This window comes from Roseburia sp. OM04-10BH (assembly GCF_003462605.1).
Taxonomy (GTDB): Bacteria; Bacillota; Clostridia; order Lachnospirales; family Lachnospiraceae; genus Roseburia_C; species Roseburia_C amylophila.
Map to the genome: position 1 here is coordinate 1 of NZ_QTZI01000002.1, position 18,025 is coordinate 18,025.

General features: G+C 42.4%; 17 protein-coding genes. All 17 read right to left on the minus strand.

Annotated elements, in window-relative coordinates:
- Window positions 1-334 precede the first annotated feature (334 nt).
- The 17 genes from DXB43_RS02460 to DXB43_RS02540 all read right to left on the minus strand — a co-directional run bounded on the left by DXB43_RS02460 (window position 335) and on the right by DXB43_RS02540 (window position 18,018).
- A complete protein-coding gene (locus DXB43_RS02460; protein ID WP_243006625.1) occupies window positions 335-580 on the minus strand; it encodes a LacI family DNA-binding transcriptional regulator in 246 nt (81 codons plus the stop codon).
- Window positions 581-674: 94 nt separating this feature from the next.
- Window positions 675-2,372, minus strand: coding sequence for a sulfate adenylyltransferase subunit 1 (locus DXB43_RS02465; protein WP_117840880.1), 1,698 nt, complete (start codon window positions 2,370-2,372; stop codon window positions 675-677).
- Window position 2,373: 1 nt separating this feature from the next.
- Window positions 2,374-3,273, minus strand: coding sequence for a sulfate adenylyltransferase subunit CysD (gene cysD, locus DXB43_RS02470; RefSeq protein ID WP_117946578.1), 900 nt, complete (start codon window positions 3,271-3,273; stop codon window positions 2,374-2,376).
- Between the two features lie 33 nt (window positions 3,274-3,306).
- Window positions 3,307-3,621, minus strand: coding sequence for a 4Fe-4S dicluster domain-containing protein (locus DXB43_RS02475; protein ID WP_117946580.1), 315 nt, complete (start codon window positions 3,619-3,621; stop codon window positions 3,307-3,309).
- Window positions 3,605-5,317: an adenylyl-sulfate reductase subunit alpha gene (locus tag DXB43_RS02480; RefSeq protein ID WP_117946582.1), complete on the minus strand. Its 1,713-nt coding sequence runs from the start codon at window positions 5,315-5,317 to the stop codon at window positions 3,605-3,607. Before DXB43_RS02480 ends, DXB43_RS02475 begins: the two co-directional genes overlap by 17 nt.
- A gap of 6 nt (window positions 5,318-5,323) precedes the next feature.
- On the minus strand, window positions 5,324-6,385 hold the full coding sequence (locus DXB43_RS02485) for an ABC transporter ATP-binding protein (RefSeq protein WP_117946584.1): 1,062 nt from the start codon (window positions 6,383-6,385) through the stop codon (window positions 5,324-5,326).
- Between the two features lies 1 nt (window position 6,386).
- Window positions 6,387-7,250, minus strand: coding sequence for a sulfate ABC transporter permease (locus tag DXB43_RS02490; protein WP_117946586.1), 864 nt, complete (start codon window positions 7,248-7,250; stop codon window positions 6,387-6,389).
- Window positions 7,251-7,262: 12 nt separating this feature from the next.
- On the minus strand, window positions 7,263-8,111 hold the full coding sequence (gene cysT, locus DXB43_RS02495; RefSeq protein WP_117946588.1) for a sulfate ABC transporter permease subunit CysT: 849 nt from the start codon (window positions 8,109-8,111) through the stop codon (window positions 7,263-7,265).
- Window positions 8,112-8,125: 14 nt separating this feature from the next.
- Entirely contained in the window at window positions 8,126-9,091 is a 966-nt protein-coding gene (locus DXB43_RS02500) for a sulfate ABC transporter substrate-binding protein (RefSeq protein ID WP_243006637.1), read from the minus strand.
- A 113-nt stretch (window positions 9,092-9,204) separates the two neighbouring features.
- Window positions 9,205-10,137: a cysteine synthase A gene (cysK, locus tag DXB43_RS02505; RefSeq protein WP_117946590.1), complete on the minus strand. Its 933-nt coding sequence runs from the start codon at window positions 10,135-10,137 to the stop codon at window positions 9,205-9,207.
- Between the two features lie 128 nt (window positions 10,138-10,265).
- The gene (gene cobA / locus DXB43_RS02510) at window positions 10,266-11,735 is read right to left on the minus strand and encodes a uroporphyrinogen-III C-methyltransferase (protein ID WP_117946592.1); all 1,470 of its coding nucleotides are present in this window, start codon (window positions 11,733-11,735) and stop codon (window positions 10,266-10,268) included.
- A gap of 48 nt (window positions 11,736-11,783) precedes the next feature.
- The gene (locus DXB43_RS02515; RefSeq protein WP_117946594.1) at window positions 11,784-12,803 is read right to left on the minus strand and encodes an ABC transporter substrate-binding protein; all 1,020 of its coding nucleotides are present in this window, start codon (window positions 12,801-12,803) and stop codon (window positions 11,784-11,786) included.
- Window positions 12,804-12,921: 118 nt separating this feature from the next.
- Window positions 12,922-13,569: a thiamine diphosphokinase gene (locus tag DXB43_RS02520; RefSeq protein WP_117946849.1), complete on the minus strand. Its 648-nt coding sequence runs from the start codon at window positions 13,567-13,569 to the stop codon at window positions 12,922-12,924.
- Window position 13,570: 1 nt separating this feature from the next.
- On the minus strand, window positions 13,571-14,230 hold the full coding sequence (gene rpe / locus DXB43_RS02525; protein ID WP_022243170.1) for a ribulose-phosphate 3-epimerase: 660 nt from the start codon (window positions 14,228-14,230) through the stop codon (window positions 13,571-13,573).
- A 100-nt stretch (window positions 14,231-14,330) separates the two neighbouring features.
- Window positions 14,331-15,209, minus strand: a complete 879-nt coding sequence (gene rsgA / locus DXB43_RS02530; RefSeq protein ID WP_117946596.1) for a ribosome small subunit-dependent GTPase A — start codon at window positions 15,207-15,209, stop codon at window positions 14,331-14,333.
- An 8-nt stretch (window positions 15,210-15,217) separates the two neighbouring features.
- Entirely contained in the window at window positions 15,218-17,281 is a 2,064-nt protein-coding gene (gene pknB / locus DXB43_RS02535) for a Stk1 family PASTA domain-containing Ser/Thr kinase (RefSeq protein ID WP_117946598.1), read from the minus strand.
- The gene (locus tag DXB43_RS02540) at window positions 17,275-18,018 is read right to left on the minus strand and encodes a Stp1/IreP family PP2C-type Ser/Thr phosphatase (protein ID WP_117946600.1); all 744 of its coding nucleotides are present in this window, start codon (window positions 18,016-18,018) and stop codon (window positions 17,275-17,277) included. Before DXB43_RS02540 ends, pknB begins: the two co-directional genes overlap by 7 nt.
- Window positions 18,019-18,025 lie beyond the last annotated feature (7 nt).

Consider the following 18,025-nt stretch of genomic DNA (forward strand, 5'->3'; position numbering starts at 1 on the left):
ACCCTGCTCAATTGGGGGTAGTTTATAGAATCATTAAAACACAATAATTAGTCAAATTCCAGTTTGTCAATTACAGATGACATTGAAAGAGTCAGCCCATTCAAGATGCTGGCTCTTTCAAAAATTCCATTCTAATAAATTGCACGACAACTTATCAAAAAATAAGCTCCACATTATGGAAAATGAATATAAAATGTATAAAAGTAGAAAAAGCGAATAATTATAAGGAATTATGCATCAGACACACTTTTGTAAAAAGGGAGTTACTTTATAGTAGGAAGACAGCTTCTTTAACACCTGGGGCTCACATTTTCCAGGTATAATTAAGCCGTCACTATTCCTGATTATTTCCCGTCTGTGTCATTAAAATATCAAGGTAATACATCGTGTCTTTTGTAGTACTCTTACCCATTTTCAGATTCCTGGCTGCCTCGTTTGGCATATAGTTCATCTCTCTTGCTATCTGCCAGATTTTCTCCCGCAGCCCTTCCGATGAACATTTGTAATCCGGATTATTCAAAACACGGGATACAGTGGCTGTTGAAACGCCTGCTATCGCCGCAATTTTCTTAATCGACATATTAATCCCTCCTGTATCCCGCATTTTTTATGAGGAACCGCAAAAAGCGTATTCCCAGCTATTTTTATGACTTATTTTTTTTACAACTAATTTCCTATAACCAGATTTCATCCTTGAAAATAATCTTACGATATGTTTCAAAATGCAGCCACTTATTGAAGAAGTCACTGGATGGTTTTTCACCTGCTGCAGCCAGATCGTCTAAGAATGCCTGTGCATCCTGTGCAGATGTAATGGCAACGGCAAAGCCTCTTCCGTTGATAACCGGAACATTGCTGTACTGGTATTCTGCCAGCGGTGCAATCTTTTCTACCTTGCGTCCACGAACCTGTACAAAGATTCTTTCTCTTAAGATGACAATATCGAAGTCATCCGGATACTGATAGCTCTCTCCGCTTACCGGAATTTCATCTCCAATGGTATAGGTCTTCTGAACCGGACGTACCTTGGCAATCGTCATACTCTCAAGGTTATAATAGAACTCTTCGAAAATGTCTCCATTTCCCTTAAGGCTTCCATATACGAAAGCTGCTTTTAAATCCTTGCTCTCATCTACGGCAGCATCTTCTACTACACCGCAGGCAGAAGTCATATTGGAAATACGGTCAATCAGAATCAGCTCTCCTAAAGTCTTATGCTTTTTGAATTCATCGATGACAACCGGCTCCTGCAAATCAAGGTCACAGACTGCAATCTCATTTTTCTTAAGCTGTCCTGCCGGAATAAATTCACCGGTATTTACATCAATCTTATACTGAATGTTCTTTAAGATACCAGGAATCTGCTTGGTTCCAAGTTTTACCAGATAATCGGTTCCCGGTGTCAGCTCCTCATCATCCATCCAGAGAATGGTTGCTGTAAAGGATTTGCTGATTGGCAGGTTATTGCCGGATGCAATGACACAGCCTCTGGATACGTCTACTTCTTTATCAAGCTGCAGTGTAACCGGCTGTCCCATAAAGGCACTCTGGCTGTCTTTATCTCCTACTAAAATGCTCTTGATATGCGCACGCTCATTGCTTGGCAGGGTAACGATTTCGTCTCCGACTTTTACTTCACCGGATTCAATCTGTCCCTGGAATCCACGGAAAGTATGGTCCGGACGGCACACTCTCTGTACCGGCATATAGAAGCCCTCTTCCTGCTTCTTCTCTGTTACATCTACTTTTTCAAGGTATGGAAGCAATGCCTCTCCCTTGTACCAGCTAATTTTATCGGATTTGGTTGTTACATTATCACCTTCTGTTGCAGAAACCGGAATAATGTAAATGCTCTCTAACTTCAGTTCGTCTGCTAATTCTTTAATCTGTGCTTCGATTTCTTTGAAACGCTCTTCGCTGTAGTCTACCAGATCCATTTTGTTTACTGCAAATACAAAGAACTTGATTCCCATTAATGCACAGATTCTGGCATGTCTTCTGGTCTGTACCAGTACCCCTTGTTTTGCATCAATTAAGATAACTGCAAGGTCTGCAAAGGATGCACCAACCGCCATGTTTCTGGTGTACTCTTCATGACCCGGTGTATCTGCTACGATAAAGCTTCTGTTGTCTGTTGTAAAATAACGGTATGCTACGTCAATGGTAATACCCTGCTCACGCTCTGCCATCAGTCCGTCCAACAGAAGAGAATAGTCAATTGCTCCACCGCGGCTTCCTACTTTGGAATCTAATTCCAGTGCTTTTTCCTGGTCTGTATACAAAAGCTTTGCATCATAAAGAATGTGTCCAATCAAAGTGGACTTTCCGTCATCCACACTACCGCATGTAATAAATTTTAATAATCCACTCATCTTAGAAATACCCCTCTCTCTTTCTTCTTTCCATACTGCCTGCTGCTTCGTTATCAATGACACGGGTGGTTCTCTCGGAAGATACTGCACTTAAAGTCTCATCGATAATTTCATCCAATGTAGTTGCTGTTGACTCTGTTCCTCCGGTCAAAGGATAGCATCCTAAGGTACGGAAACGTACACTCTTGTACTGGATTTCTTCTCCCGGAAGCAGACGCATACGGTCATCATCCACCATGATAATATTTCCATCACGATATACTACCGGACGTACTGCTGCAAAATATAATGGTACAATGTCAATTTTCTCACGTTTGATATACTGCCAGATATCAGTCTCTGTCCAGTTGGAAATCGGGAATACCCGAATGCTTTCGCCTTTATTGATTTTAGCGTTGTAAAGCTTCCACATTTCCGGTCTCTGGTTCTTCGGGTCCCAGGCATGATTTTCATTACGGAAGGAGAAAATTCTTTCCTTTGCACGGGATTTTTCCTCGTCTCGTCTGCCGCCACCAAATGCTGCAGTAAATCCATATTTATTTAGTGCCTGTTTCAGTGCCTGTGTTTTCATGATGTCGGTATATGCAGAGCCATGGTCGAATGGGTTAATGCCCTTCTTTACACCATCTTCATTGATATACTCTAACATTTCAATGCCAAGCTTCTTTGCTGTCTCATCACGGAAGTGAATCATTTCCTTGAATTTCCATGTGGTATTTACATGCAGGAATGGAAATGGCGGCTTCTCCGGATAAAATGCTTTCATGGCAAGATGCAGCATTACGGAGCTGTCTTTTCCAATGGAATAAAGCATAACCGGCTTCTCGCACTCTGCGGCCACCTCTCTTATGATGTAAATTGCTTCTGCTTCCAGTTCATCCAAATGTGATAATTCACCCATACTTACCTCTTTCTGCCACCCCGTGGCGATTTATTAATATTGATTCGATTGCTTTCTGTCGATAACGATGGTCTCTACGGTGCCATCCCTTTTCTCTATCTTCCAGTCCAGATACTGTTCCCGGCTTGCAACACTCATCTTACTTCCCATGCCGCCCATATCGGCTCCCAGGTAAAGTGCTATGGCATCTGCCTTACATTCTTTAATACAGGAGCAGCAGCCCCAGCAGTCCTTCGGATAGAGCATACATGCCTTTCCGTCAGAACCCATTCCAATCAGAGTTCCCGGACAGACCTGACTGCATCTGCCGCATCCCACACATTTGCTTTGATTAATAGCTATGCTCATAGGTCTCACCTCGCTTTACTAATTCCCGGAAGAGCACATGGATTTTACCATTTTCTTTTCTGGTATTGACATATTTTAACCACTCATCACTCTTATCCGGATAATCTAAGTTTTCTGCAAAACTGTGCCATCGGGTTTCCTTTCTGGCTCTCAGATGATAAATCAGTGTCTCACAGACCGTCAGCCGGTTCTTAAGCTCATAGACAAACATCAGCTCATGCATATTGGAAGCTCCAAGCCCCTTCGAAAGTTCCTTTAACTTTTCGATTTTCTCTTCTGCCAGATTCAGCTGGTTTTCATTAAACTGATAATGATTACTGATTCCGCCTGCATAGGTATCCATTACCTTCTGCATGGCTTCTTCTAATTGTTCCGTATCATATAAACCGGACTGATTTGTTAAAATCTTATCATACTCCTTCATCTTTTCTTCAAATCTGTTGTCACAGAATGCTTTTTCTTCTTCCGTCATTTCATAGCTTGCAGCCTTTTCTTTTGCAAGGTCTTCTACCATTGCCTTTGCTGCAATCTCGCCCTCGACCATGGCTCCTGTTACATATTTCTGTGGACAGCCTCCTGCCACATCTCCGGCTGCATACAGTCCGTGAATCGTAGATTCTCTTCTGGTGTCAACCCAGTAACCACTGGCGGTATGTCCACCTACCACATACGGCTCGGTTCCTTCGATTTCCACATTCTGCTCACTTGGGTTCTTTCCCTGTTCGATCCATTTTAAGGTCTGGCTTGGTGCCATGTTAAGATAAGCTTTCTTTAAGGAATCGTCCTGCTCGGCACTGATTCCTTCTGTCCGAAGATAACATGGACCGTGTCCTAATAAATTCTCTTTTACGGTTCCATACACACGCTGTGAAGTGGTAAGTCCGTATTTTGTCTCATACACTTCACCAAGGGCATTTACCTGCTTTGCCCCCACACCCTGTGCAATGGTTCCGGTCGGTGCGATGGTATCTTTGCAACGCAGTGCAATAAAACGCATTTCAAAGGTGGTCATCTCTGCTCCCGACTCAATTCCCATGGCATAACCGGCTCCGGTATTAAATGGTGGATACCACATCTTATGTCTGGAGAATCCCGGATTGTTCGGCCGGTAAAGACCGGATGCTCCACCGGTTGCACAAAGCACTTTCTTCGCCCGGATTTCTACTGCTGTCTCATTTTCAATGGAAAATCCCACTGCACCATAAATCCTGTTCTCCTTTACCAGATAATCGGTAATTGCCACCCGGTTTAAAATCGTAACATTTGGCAGTACCTCTACTGCAGAAGCAAGTAACGGCTTGATATTCTCACCGTTGATTTTGATATTCCGGTTTCCTCTTGCCACATATTTACCATTCTCATCTTTTAAAATGACAAGACCAAGCTTCTCCATTTTCTCTGTTACACGGTTTAAGCCCTCCGACATGGTAAGAAGTAAATCCTCTCTTACGATGCCGTCTGCATCCTTTTTGGCATAATCCACATAATCTTCCGGCTTTCTGCCCTCTACGATATATGCATTAATGGCATTTACTCCGGCTGCAAGACAGCCGCTTCTTTTGATGTTGGCTTTCTCTGCAATGATAACTTTCGCATCGGACTGTTCTGCAATGGTCAGTGCTGCATAACAGCCTGCGGTTCCACCGCCAATAATTAAAATGTCTGTATCCAATATTTTTCTGTTTTTAATTTCCATAGCAACTTAGATGTAGAATACATCATCCTCCTGCATTTCTTTATTTTCACAGAGATACGTCCGCTCTTTATCCAGCACATATAACCGGTAAATCAAAAGGCTTACCTTCTCTCCGATTTCAAGACTTTCTTTTTCCAATGGCCATTCACAGATTATCTCTATGCCGCCTACGTCTACCGTAACATCCAGACGGTTTCCACGGAATACGATATCCTTTACAATGCCATCCTGGGATGCACTCATATAGCGGTCAATTTTGCCAAATTTATGTATCTTTACAAATTCCGGTCGGATGACTGCTTTCGCTGCGCCCTCGATTTTATCAAATCCATGCAGCTCTTCGTAATGTTCCACCAGGGAAGAACGTCCAATAAACTGTGCTACAAACGGAGTATCCGGTGTATTATAAATCTCTGCCGGTGTTCCAATCTGTTCGATGGTTCCGTGATTGGTAATGATAATCTCATCTGCCACCTCAACGGCTTCATCCTGGTCATGGGTTACAAAAATGCTGGTGATTCCAAGCTTTGTAACCACACTGCGAAGCCAGAGTCTTAATTCCGAACGAACCTTGGCGTCAATTGCTGCAAACGGTTCATCCAGAAGCAGTACCTGTGGTCTTGGTGCCAATGCCCTTGCAAAAGCAACTCTCTGCCGCTGTCCGCCGGACAACTGGTTCGGATACCGCTTCTCCATACCGGAAAGTCCGGTAATCTCCAAAAGCTCCATTACCCGCTTCTTAATCTCTTTCTTTGGCACCTTCTGAAGCTCCAGTCCAAATGCCACATTGTCATATACCGTCATATAGCGGAACAATGCATAGTTCTGAAAAACAAATCCAATGCCTCGTTTGGAAGCCGGTATATCATTGACCCGCTTTCCATCGATGTAAATATCTCCGGAATTTGGCATTTCCAGTCCTGCAATCATACGAAGCAGTGTTGTCTTTCCACTGCCGGATGGTCCAAGCAGTGCCACCAGTTTTCCTTTTTCAATGCCAAAGCTGACGTGATCAGAAGCTTTAAAACTGCCATATTGTTTGCATATATCTTTCATTTCAACATACATATCAGCGGCTCTCCCTTCTTGTTTTTGCCCGATATTCCAGAATATTTCGAAGGAATAATATAATAACTGCCAGAATAACCAAAAGCGAGGATACTGCAAATGCTGCAGTAACGGACTGCTCTGTACCCGACATATATAATGCATCGATTTCCAGTGGAAGTGTAAATGTCTCTCCTCTTGTCTTTGACAGAGCATTGACCGCACCGAACTCTCCCAAGGCTCTCGATGTACAAAGGATGACTCCATAGAGCAATGCCCATTTCATCTGTGGAAATGTAATCTTAAAAAAGATTTTCAGTCCGCCGGCTCCCATCAGGGCTGCTGCTTCTTCTTCGTCCTTGCCCTGAGCATTTAAAACCGGAATCACTTCCCTTGATACATAAGGAAATGTTACAAATACCGTTGCTAAAATAACGCCCGGAATTGCAAAAGCGATTCTGATATTCGTTCCAAAAAACTGGTTAATTGCCCGGATAAATGGATAGGTCCAGCCCAGTCTTCCAAATGTCATCAAAAATGCCAGTCCCACGATAACCGGTGAAATGGAAAACGGAATATCAATCAAGGTTGCCAGCACCTGTTTTCCTCGGAAGGAAAACTTGGTTAAAAGCCATGAAACACATAATCCAAAGAATGTGTTAATCACCACCGCTGCCACTGTTGCAATCAGAGTTACCTTTAAAGCACTCTTTACATAATCTATCCGGATGGACTGCATGTAAAAGGCAAATCCTTCTTTTAAGGAACTTGCAATGATGCAGAGCAGCGGAAGAACCAGCATCAGGAACAGGAACAGTACACTGACTGTAATCAGAATATGACGCGTACTTTTTTTTCTTTTTTCCAGTTTTTCAAGCTCGTTCATACTTTTCTCCTTCTATAACTGATTCGTGCGTTGTGCCTGCTTCATCTGAATGATATTTACCGCAAATAAAATAAGGAATGATATGATTAACATAACCAGTGCAATTGCTGTTGCAGAGGCATAATCAATATAATTTAATTTCTGCATAATGACATAGGAAATTACCTGTGTATGCTCCTTGGCACTGTTGCCGGATATGTAGATAACGCTTCCATATTCTCCTACCCCTCTGGCAAATGCCAGTCCAAATCCGGTTAAAATTGCCGGTTTCATCTCAGATAAGATTACTTTGAAAAATGTTTTCGAAGGCGTTGCTCCAAGGATATAAGCTGCCTCTTCATACTGTCCATCCAATTTTTCCAATATTGGCTGAACGGAACGCACGACAAATGGAATTCCCACAAATACCAGTGCAATGACCAGTCCCACATGGGTATATGCTGCTTTTATTCCAAGGACTGCTAACGGCTTTCCGATGACTCCGGTGTCAGAATACATCTTTGATAAAGTAATACCTGCAACTGCAGTAGGCAGTGCAAATGGAAGTTCAATAAATCCATCTAAAATCCGTTTTCCCGGAAAATCATACCGGGTCAGCGTCCAGGCTAATATCACACCAAACACCACATTGATACATGCTGCTAAGAAAGAACATCCGATGCTGGTGGCAAATGCATATAATACATTTGACTTGGTCAGAAGTCCGAAAAATTCTGACAGAGATAACTTTAAGGAATATACCATTACGGATGCCAGTGGAATCAGTACAATCAGTGAAAGCATTGTAACTGTAATTCCAAGCGTTAAATGAAATCCCGGTATGACTCTGATTTTTTTATTTTTACGGAATCGTCTTTTCATACTTGCCTCTTCTTCTAGTAGTTATATATCTCATCGAACCAGGCATCATCATCAAAATAATCTTTGTATGCCTGATCCCAGCCACCAAAATCATCAATGCTCCAAAGTGTCATCGTCAGGTCAAAGGTATCTTCATATTCCTTTAAAATTTCCTGATTGGATGGACGGTAACCATTCTCTGCGGCGAGCCGCTGTGCATCATCTTCATATAAATAAGATAAATATGCTTCTGCCACATCTCTTGTTCCATTGAAATCTACATTATCATCTACCACTGCCACACTGGGCTGTGCTAAGATACTGACCGTCGGAGAAATCAGTTCATATTCTCCCGGATAATTCTTAAGTACTGTCATGGCTTCATTTTCCCATGCAATCAGTACATCGCCTTTTCCATTTTCCACAAAGGTGGTTGTGGAACCTCTTGCTCCGGAATCCATCACGGAAACGTTGGCATAAAGTTCTTTTAAAAATTTCTTTTGTTCTGCTTCACTGTAACCCTTTTCCTTTGCATAGCTTAATGCTGCCAGAAAGTTCCAGCATGCACCACCGCTGCTCTTCGGGTCCGGTGTGATTACTTCAACACCCGGTTGAATCAAATCATCCCAGTCTTTGATATTTCTCTCATTTCCCTTTCGTACCAGAAAGACAATGGTTGAAGTATATGGTGCGGATTCATCCGGGAACTGATCCACCCAGCCCTCATTAATCAATCCGGTATCCTCTATCAACGAAATGTCATGTGCCAGTGCCAGTGTCACCACATCCGCATTACAACCTTCCACTACGGAACGTGCCTGCATGCCGGAGCCTCCATGAGACTGGATGACTTCCACTTTTTTTCCGGTTTCTGCTTCATAATGCTGTATGAACATTTTATTATATGCTTCATAAAACTCTCTGGTCGGATCATAGGAAACATTGGTTATGGTAATGACATCACTCTTTTGTCTGCCACATCCACTGAGCAGCAACATCATGACTGCAAGTAAAAGTGCAGTGATGTGGTAACGATATGTAATTTTCTTTCCCTGCTGTTTTCTGCTCTTTTGCATGTCACCCAACATTTCCTTTCTATCTCTTTTCATTGATTTTATAATTCGAATAAAGAGGTGGATAAATACCGCTCTCCGCTGTCCGGCATTAAGATAACAATATTTTTATCTTTATTCTCCGGTCTGCCTGCCAGTTCTTCTGCTGCATGTAAGACTGCACCGGACGAGATTCCAATCAGGAGTCCATCCGTCTTTGCCACTTCTCTTGTGGTATCAAATGCCACATCATTATCTACCGGAATAATCTCATCAACCAGTGACAAATCCATAACCTTCGGAATAAATCCTGCGCCAATTCCCTGTATCTTATGTGGTCCCGGTTCTTTTCCGGAAAGAACGGCGGAAGTTGCAGGTTCTACTGCCACAATCTTAATATCTGCTTTCTTTGCCTTTAAGCCTCTTGCTGTTCCGGTCAGTGTTCCACCGGTTCCTACGGAAGCTACAAAGATGTCTATCTTCCCGTCCGTATCCCGCCAGATTTCCTCTGCGGTAGTAAGCTCATGGATTTTTGGATTGACCGGATTTTCAAACTGCTGTGGAATAAATGCATTTCCATATTCTTCTTTTAACTGGGCTGCCTTCTCAATTGCGCCCCGCATGCCAAGCCGTCCCTGGGTCAGTACCACTTCTGCTCCCAGTGCTGTTACAATCTTTCTTCGCTCAACACTCATGGTATCCGGCATGGTTAAAATCAGATGCAGCTTCTTTGCCGCACATACAAATGCCAGCCCGATTCCGGTATTGCCACTGGTCGGTTCTATAATAACGGTCTTGTCATTAATCAGCCCGTCTTTTATTCCCTGCTCTATCATTGCTTCTGCCACACGGTCTTTTACGCTGCCCAATGGATTAAAATACTCAAGCTTTGCTAAAAGGTGTGCCGGAAGATGCTTTGCTTCTTCGTAATTTTTCAGTTCCAGTATTGGTGTATTACCAACTAATTCTGTCAGAGATTGTGCTATTTTCGCCATTTCCTTTTTTCTCCTTTCCTGTAACTATCTACCATAATACCCTATAATTCATATATGGTCAATAGGAAAAGTAAGAAATTTTTTTCAGGACCTCGATTTTCCCGAAAAGTCCTGAAAATTTTTCTTTTTTACTCCGGTAAACAGACGGTATCTCCTACCACAATCACTGCCGGCATTGGAATCTGTTTCTCCTGCACTTCTTTTTCGATGGTAAGAAGTGTTCCATATGCTGCCCGGCTGCTTCCATCAGAAGTTCCATGAATTACTGCTACCGGTGTCTCTGCCGCTGCACCGCCGTTTTGTAATTCTCTTACAATCTCCGCAAGTCTTGTGTATCCCATCAGAAAGACACAGGTTCCATCCATGGCAGCCATTTTGTGAATCTCATCTTTTAATGATTCCTCATCTCCGGCAAAATGCCCGGTCATTACATGAAAGCTCCGGCTGACCTTCCGCTCCGTCACCGGAATTCCGGCAAGCTCCGGCACTGCAATGCAGGAGGAAATGCCGGGAATTACTTCTGTTTCAATGCCAGCCTCCGTCAGTGCGTCTACTTCTTCATTTCCTCTGCCAAAGACAAATGGGTCACCGCCTTTTAACCTTACAACATGCGCACCTTCTTTTGCCTTCTCTATCAGCAGCATATTAATCTCTTCCTGCTTCATGCTGTGTCTGCCACTGCGTTTTCCTACACAGATTTTTTCACAGTTTTCAATGGTAAAATCAAGAAGCCTTGTATCAATTAACGCATCATAAATCAGCACCTGTGCTTTTCTGATTTCCTGCATGCCGCGCAGTGTTATGTATTCATAGGACAGACAACCGGCTCCCACCAGAACCACCTTTCCTGGGGATACTTTCCTGACCGGACAAGCTTCTTTTCCGGATTGTGCCTCCTTACCCGAAAGTGCTTCTTTATCTGCAAATGCTTCTTTTAGGGTTTTGCTTTGATAATTTTCCAGTAAAATTTCACATTCAGTTTCTGTCAGGGGACGTCCTTTTTCCATACACACATCCGCTAAATCCATCAGAAAAGCAGCTCTCTTTTTGTCATCTTCGATTGCCATTTTTGCAAAAGGACGAATCTTTTCAAGATAATCCAGGATTTCTTCCATCCGCTCCGGGATGTCTGCGCTTAACCGGGCACGGAACGTGGTTGCTACTCTTGGACTTGCTCCTTCGGTAGAAATGCCGATACTGAGTTTTCCTTCCCGAATCAGCGACGGGAACAGGAATCCACATTTTTCCTTATCATCTACAACATTTACCAGAATATTCCTCTCTTCACAAAGCTTTGCTATCCTTGCATTCAATGCTTCATCCGAGGTTGCCGCAATAACAAAATCCATTTTTTCCAGATCTGTAGTTTCAAAATCCCGCTCGGATAAAATAAGTTCCGACGTATCTTCGTTCTTTTTTCTTTTCTCTTTTATTTCTTCGGAAAGTTTCCAGATTTCATCATCAATCTTTGGTGCAACAACCAGAAGTTCCGGTTCATAAGGCAGCAGCTTTCTTACCTTGCGTTCTGCTACAATACCGCCACCGACAATCAGTCCTCTTTTTCCTTTTAGTTCCACAAAAAATGGAAAATATCCCATCCCGCTTCTCCTTTATTGCCTATACTCTGTCACTTAAGTTTCTGCGTCTTAGTTTTCCTGATATAAAATGTCTGCCAGTTCTTTATACGCTTCTCCCCAGCGGGCATTTGGTTTCAGGTTGTAAAGCCGTTTATCCAGTACATAATAGTGATTCTCTTTCACTGCAGTAAGACTGCTCCATACCGGACTGTTAATTAATGTTTCCTGCACATTTTCCAGTGCCGCATCTGTATCGGTTCCCTGTGTAGTCACGAAAATATAATCCGGATCTGCGGTTACGATTGCTTCAAGGCTCAGATTATCCAATAATCCGCTGTCGCTGTCTGCAATATTCACACATCCCAAATCCTTTAACAGCTCACCACCTACGCTGCCTTCACTTCCTTTGGCTTTTACACCACTTGCTGCTGCACGTAAAAATAATACGCTTGGATGGGAATCATCTACCCTTGCCTTGATTTCTTCAATCTGTTTCTGAACCTCAAGTCCGTTTTTCTCATATAAATCTTTTCTTCCGGTAATATCTGTACAAATGTCTAACATCTGAAGATATGCGTCAAAATCAGATACATCAAAATATGCTACTGTAACGCCTGCTTCTGTCAGCATATTTTCCATCTCCACATTAGAAGTAGTATTGGTGCTTGCAATTACAAGATCCGGCTGTGCGGCAAGCAATGCTTCTGTATTTGGCTCCTGAATACTTCCAAGATTTACCACATCATCTCCTAAGTCAAGGTCTAATGACTCCCAGGAGTCATTGGCTGTTGCCACCAGTTCACCACCGGATAATAACCAGACATCTGCAAAGCTTCCAATCATGGCTGCCACACGATCATGGGAAGTTACGGTTACATCTCTTCCCAGTGCATCCGTAAAAGTAATCGGATTCTCTTCACTGGCTCCCTCTGTCACATTTTCTGTGCTCTCTATTACCTCAGTCGCAGACTGCTGTTCTGTGCTTAAAGTATCTTTTGCATCCTTATTTCCACATCCTGTCAGTGCTGTAAACATTAATGTTACGCAAAGACCGAGTGTTGTTAATTTTGTTCTTACGCTTCTGTTCATTTTTTCTTTTCATCCTTTTCCTATTCATTTACTATGAATTGTATTGTACTATATTTTTTTGATTTGTCAAGCAAAAAAGAGACCTCCTTCCGTCTTACAGAATTCAGTCTCTCAAAAATCAGTCTCTCGATTCAATCATAATCAATATTCCGTTTTCTAAATCTATCACAGCTTCGTCCGCTACAATTTCATTACTGACACCTAATGTATTATCACTGGTAAATGCTGCATCCTGCAGAGGATATTTCATTCCGGTCAATGTTACTCCGGTTACTTCTGTTGTAAGAGGAAGTAAAGATACATACTTTCCGAACTGCTGACTCTTCGAAAGAATCGTGCGTTCTTTCAACAGACGAATCCGGTTATGGGAATCTATGAGAAAACACGGAATATCTTTTGCCAGCGGCTGCATCAGAAGCTGTATATTACCTAACACATGGTCAAGCCTTGTGCCGGTGCCACCTAATATATGGATTTCGCTGCTATTCCGTTCCATGGCCTTGCCGATAGCAATTTCAGAATCGGTATAATCCTTCTCCGGCTGATACTGGTGCCACTCAATGCCACTTTGCCGTCGAAATGCTTCCAGTATGGTTTTATCTGCCGAATCATAATCTCCTAATATGACATCCGGTTTTATCTGATTACGGTAACAGAATTCCATGCCCCGGTCTGCCGCTAAGATACAATCCGGTTTTATCTGCTCCATATAGTTTAATGCAAATGCATCCTCTATGGTTCCGCCATTGATAATCAATGTTTTCATCTTATTTACCACCATTAATGAGATTTAAGAAACATCTGGTATTCTCTTCCGCATCTCCGCCAAAAACTGCGCTTCCGGCAACAATGATATTCGCTCCTGCATCCATCAATGTTTCAACATTGGAAAGATTTACACCACCATCCACTTCAATATCCAGCTTCAGCTTCCGCTCCTGCACCATTTTCTTTAACTGACGCACTTTATCGATAGTATAAGGAATCAGCTTCTGTCCGCCAAAGCCCGGATTTACTGTCATAATTAATACCATATCCACTTTTTCTAAAATATGTTCAATGGCAGTTAATGGTGTAGCAGGATTTAATGCTACTCCTGCAATGATGCCACGTTCCTTAATAGCTTCAATGGTCCGGTCTAAATGCTTACAGCTTTCTGCATGCACCGTAATCAAATCGGCTCCACAGTCTACCAGCTCATCAATATAACGGATTGGCTCATCAATCATCAGATGAACATCAAATATTTTATCGGTGCATTTTCGAATGGAGCGGATTACCGGCATTCCAAAAGAAATGCTTGGCACAAAGCTTCCATCCATTACATCGATATGAATGTACTGCGCCCCGGCTTCATCTACCGTCTTAATCTCTTCTCCTAATTTACTAAAATCTGCTGATAAAATAGATGGGGATAAACAATTCATCGTCTGATTCCTTTCTGTATCTGATATTTCTTTCGTATCTTATTTGGCTGTACTTTATTTTCGATATCCTATTTTCTATCTCTTTCGATACTCTAATTATTTAATACTTCTTTCTGTCCTTTAATTCTCCATAAAGCTGGCAGTAATTTTCATAACGCACCGGATGAATCTTTCCTTCTGATAAAGCTTCTTTGACTCCGCAGTCCGGCTCACTGATATGGGAACAGCCCTGAAATCTGCAATACGGTTCAAAGGCTGCAAACTCCGGATAACAATCCTGCAATTCTTCCTTCTCCATTTCCGGAAGATAAAGAGAACTAAATCCCGGTGTATCCATAATATAACCGTCGCCCTTAAGCTGAATCAGTTCCGCATGTCTTGTGGTATGCCGGCCGCGCTCTATCTTCTTACTGATTTCACCGGTTTCCATACAGGCTTCCGGTGCTAAAAGATTAATAAGTGAAGATTTTCCCACTCCGGAAGGTCCTGCTACCGTTGTAGTCTTTCCTTCTAATATTTCCTGAAGTTCTTTCAGTCCCAGTTCCTTCTTCGCACTGACAAAAAGTATCTTGCAGCCGCTTGCTTCATAAATAGCTGCAATCTCCTGTTTTTGTTCTTCGGTAATCAAATCACACTTATTAAAACAAAGGATTACCGGAACATCCTGCCGTCCCATCATTACCAGAAAACGGTCTAAAAGATTAAAATTCGGATTGGGACTTGCCGCCGCGAAAATCAAAAGAGCCTGGTCTACATTGGCAACTGCCGGACGAATCAGTGCATTTTTTCTTGGAAGAATTGCTGCGACATTTCCGGTCTTCTTCTCTTCTGAAATAATATCAATCTCTACATCATCTCCCACCAGCGGTTTCATCTTCTGCTGGCGGAATATTCCTTTTGCCTTACATTCATAAATTCCGGATTCCACTACATGAACGTAGTAGAATCCGGAAATTCCTTTGACTATTTTTCCCTGCATGTGCATCCTTATTTTTCAGTAAAGTTTACAGAGGTCGATACCACATTGGTTCCTGTTGTACCATCTTCGTTGGTATATGTCCAGTCAACCTCAAGGGTACCGCTGCTCATATTTTTAATATTATCCACGTTCACAGAACCAGGTGTTGTTCCCTCGAAGGTTGTAGTCCAGAGGGTACTTCCATCAGAACCTTTCAAAGTAACGGTTCCGCCGGTATAATTCTTGCCATCCTGCGGTACTGCTAATGTATCACTCTTATAAGAATAGTATGTGGTCTTCTTGCCTAAGCTGATGGTCAGGGTAACGGTTGTTCCACGGTCAACAAACTTGCCATTTACCGGATCCTGGCTGATAACCTGACCTTCTGCCACATCATCGCTGTAATCGGTCTTGGTTGTAACATTTAAGCCTACACCGGTTAATTCATTTTTCGCATCAGTTTCTGAGTGTCCTCTGACATCCGGTACCTGTACGCTTTCAATACCACGGCTCAAAATCAGGGTAATGGTATCACCCTTCTTCGCATTGGTTCCGATATCCGGTGTAGTCTTGATAACATAATCCTGCTGTACGGTATCGCTGTAATCATAATCCGTGCTTACCTTAAAGCCCATATCCTCTAATTTTTTCTGTGCTTCCGAAGACTTATAACCGGCTACGTCAGGAATCGGAACATCTCCTGCTCCGCTGCTGATACGGACAGTAACGGTATCGCCAGCCTTTACAGATTCACCCTTCTTCACACTCTGCTCGGCAATCTGTCCTTCCTCATAATCATCAGAGGAAATCTCCTCGCCTTCTTCTAACTTGATATCAAGCTTCTTATCTTTGATTTCATTCTGTGCTTCTTCAAAAGTAAGACCACGCAAATCAATCATTTCGATTTTATCTTCGGTGTCTGTTTCGGTTTCTGTTGCAATCTCTGTCTCGGTATCATTTTTCTTGCTGCCGCCAAATCGGAAAATTCCAAGGATATTACCAACCAGGCAAATGACGATTCCTACGATGATAACTGCAGCGACAATTCCCATAATAGTAACTGCTTTTTCCATCTTCGGATTGAGAATTCCATTCTCCTTCTCCTCATCCTCTGTTAATTCATCCTCATCCGGTTCTTCTTCCTCTCCTGCTTCTTCCTCTTCATCATAGGAAACTTTTCCGGAGCCTTCCCGAATCTGCTCTAATTCATCCTGTCCGATGACTCTTGTCTTATCATTGCTGCCAAGTGGAACCATGGTAACAAAATCTTCATTCGGACTAATCAGACATTTCTTTAAATCAATCAACAGTTCGCCCATATTCTCATAACGGCGGTCCGGGTTCTTCTGTGTACATTTTAAAATAATCTTCTCTAAGCTGATTGGAAGGTCCGGTGTATACGCAGTTGGTGGAACCATTTCTTCCTGTAAATGCTGGATTGCTACCGCAACCGTAGTATCTCCATCAAAAGGAACTCTTCCGGTTACCATTTCATACATGACAATTCCAAGAGAATAAATATCACTCTTGCCATCTACGAAACCGTTTCTTGCCTGCTCCGGAGAAGAATAATGTACGGAACCCATAACATCAGAATTAATGGTGTTGGAAGTTGCTGCACGGGCAATTCCAAAATCGGTTACCTTTACTTTTCCTTCTGTGGAAATAATAATATTCTGTGGCTTGATATCACGGTGCACAATATTTTTATTGTGTGCAGCCTCAATACCTCTGCCTACCTGAATGGCAATGCTGACTGCTTCTTTGTAAGTCAGTTTGCCTTTCTTCTCAATATATGTCTTTAATGTGATTCCATCCACATACTCCATGACAATATAATGCATGCCATTTTCGCTTCCGACATCATAGATATTTACGATGTTTGGATGCTCTAATCCTGCTGCTGACTGTGCCTCTGTACGGAACTTTGTCACAAAATTAACATCTTCACTGAATTCCTGCTTTAAAACTTTAATTGCCACAAAACGTCCTAAGACATGATCCTTTGCCTTATAAACATCAGACATTCCGCCTGCGCCTATTTTCCCAATAATTTCATAACGTTCTGCGATAAACATTCCCTCTGTTAACATATCTTCACCTCATCCGAAAATGGTTTTATTACAATTACTGTAATGTTGTCTTTACCGCCATTTTCATTGGCAGTCTTTACCAGTCTTTCTGCTTGTTCTGCAATATCACGCTGACTGAGCATAATATTTCTGATATCTGCATCCTCTACCATGTTGGTTAATCCATCGGTACACATAAGTATTTCATCTTCCGGATCCAGATTAATCTCAAAGAAATCCACATCCACTTCCGGGACTGCTCCGATTGCCCTTGTAATAATGTTTTTATCACGGTGATTCCGGGCTGTTTCTTTGTCCATCTCACCCATCCGCACCATTTCTTCTACCAGCGAATGGTCTTTCGTAATCTGCCTGATTTCCTGATTTATTACATATAGTCTGCTGTCTCCCACATTGGCAACCGTAAGCACGTTGTCATGAATGGTACAAATTACCAGAGTAGTTCCCATTCCCTTCATTTCCTCATGGTTATTCGCTTCCTCTAACAGCATGGTATTTGCCTGCTTTACTGCAGACTCAATAATTGCAGCCGGCTCTGACAATGTCGACTCACGAATCAGCTTCTCCAATGTCTCTACCGTATATCTGGAAGCATAATCTCCTGCTTTATGTCCTCCCATTCCATCTGCAACAATGAAAAGATTTGGCAGATTACCAATCGGCTGCTCAGAGGAAAAGACATAGTCCTGATTGGAGCTGCGCTTTTGTCCGATATCTGTAATTGAAAAAGTCTTCATGATAGTC